Here is a 2,118-nt window from a genome sequence, read left to right on the forward strand (position 1 = left end):
GACGCTCCTTCAGCAGTTCCTCGCCGACGAGCGTCTGGCTTCGACGCGGCTGGTGTTCCTCACCCACGGCGCGGTCGCGGCACGGCCGGGCGACGATGTCGTGGACCTGGTGAACGCCCCGGTGTGGGGGCTGGTGCGATCGGCACAGCGCGAGCACCCGGACCGCCTCTGGCTGGTGGACGGTGCCGAGGCGGACGCGGTCGCCGGGTTGCCGCTGGAGCGAGAACCGCAGCTGGCGGTGTGTGACGGTGCGGTGTTCGTGCCGCGGCTCGTACGGAACGGCACGTCGTCGCCCGACACGGCCGTGAGCTTCGGTGGGAATACGGGCACGGTTCTGGTCACGGGTGGTACCGGCACGTTGGGTGCTCTGGTGGCCCGGCATCTGGTCGCCGTACACGGTGTGCGGCATCTGCTGCTGACCAGCCGGCGGGGACCGGAAGCGCCGGGCGCGCAGGAGTTGGTCGCGGAGCTGACGGCGGTGGGTGTGCAGGTGACCGTCGCGGCATGTGATGCGGCTGACCGTGAGGCGCTGGCCGCCGTGCTGGCGGGCATCCCGCAGGAGCGGCCGCTGACCGGGGTGGTCCATTCGGCGGGTGTGCTGGACGATGCCGTGGTTACCGGGCTGACAACGGAGCAACTCGACCGTGTCCTGCGCCCGAAGATCGATGCCGCGCTCAACCTGCACGACCTCACCCGGGACCGCCACCTCGACGCCTTCGTCCTCTTCTCGGGGGCGGCGGCCACCTTCGGAAGCTCCGGCCAGGCGCACTACGCGGCGGCCAACGTGTTCCTGGAGGCGCTCGCGGCGCACCGAGCCGCGGGCGGGCTGCCCGCTACTGCCCTCGGCTGGGGCTTCTGGGCCGAGCGCAGCGAGATGACGGAACACCTCGACGCGATCGCCATGCGGCGCATCGCACAGATCGGCCTCGCGGAGATGACGTCCGAGCAGGGACTCGACCTGTTCGACGCGGCCGTACGCGCTGGGCAGCCCTTCGTCCTACCTGCCGTGCTGAACGAGGCGAGCCTGCGCGAGCAGGCCGCCGCGGGCACCCTGCCGGCCATCCTGCGGGAACTGGTCCGCAGGCCCGCGCAGCGGACGGTGGCCACGGCGGACAACGGTCCGGCCACGGACACCACCACCCTGGCCGAGCGTCTGGCGGCCGCCCCCGAGGCGGAGCGGACCGAGCAGCTTCGCGACCTGGTCTGCGCGCAGGCCGCCGGAGTCCTCGGCCACGCTACGGCGACCGCCGTGAAGCCGCACCAGACCTTCAAGGAGCTCGGGTTCGACTCCCTGGGCGCGGTGGAACTCCGCAACCGCCTGATGCGGGCCACCGGTCTGCGTCTCTCCGCCACCCTGGCCTTCGACTACCCGACACCGGCCGCCCTCGCCGACCACCTGTGGGAGGCACTGCGGCCGGAGGAGGAGTCGTTGGCGGACCGGGTGCTGAGCGACCTCGACGAGCTGGAGTCCGCGCTCGCCACCCTGGCTCCCGACGAGCAGGTTCGCGACCGCGTCCTGAGCCGGATGCGGCAACTCGTCGCCAAGCACCTCGGTGCCGACCCGGCGAGCGCTGACGAACCGTCCGGTGCGGACCGGTTCGACGCGGCCAGCGACGACGAGCTCTTCGACTTCCTCGACAACGGCATCTGACAGCGAAGCCAGGCGACGGACCTTCAGGATTTCAGGCAAGGGGAGAAAGTGAACACCGAGGACAAGCTGCGCTCGTACCTCAAGCAGGCTGCCGCGGATCTGCACGACGCCCGTGAGCGCCTGCGCAAGCTGCAGGACGACGCCCACGAGCCCGTCGCGATCGTGGGTATGGGGTGCCGGTTCCCGGGTGGCGTGCGCTCACCGGAGGAACTGTGGGGCCTGCTCGCCTCGGCGGGCGACGCCGTGTCGTCGTGGCCGGCGGATCGGGGCTGGGACGTCGAGGGTCTCTATGATCCGGATCCGGATGCGGTGGGGAAGTCGTACACCCGGTCGGGTGGATTCCTCTACGACGCGGCGGAGTTCGATGCCGAGTTCTTCGGGGTCTCGCCGCGTGAGGCGTTGGCGATGGATCCGCAGCAGCGGTTGTTGTTGGAGACGTCGTGGGAGGCGTTCGAGGGGGCGGGTAT

2 protein-coding genes are annotated in these 2,118 nt (G+C 71.0%); both read left to right on the plus strand.

Going from position 1 to position 2,118, the window contains the following annotated elements; translation table 11 throughout:
* On the plus strand, positions 1-1,651 hold a 1,651-nt coding region (locus ACFYT4_RS36165), incomplete at its 5' end, for an SDR family NAD(P)-dependent oxidoreductase (protein ID WP_389279162.1).
* Between the two features lie 48 nt (positions 1,652-1,699).
* Positions 1,700-2,118: beta-ketoacyl synthase N-terminal-like domain-containing protein (locus ACFYT4_RS36170; protein ID WP_389279165.1), on the plus strand; the 419-nt coding region annotated here is incomplete at its 3' end.

The organism is Streptomyces sp. NPDC004609, assembly GCF_042873655.1.
Lineage (GTDB): Bacteria > Actinomycetota > Actinomycetes > Streptomycetales > Streptomycetaceae > Streptomyces.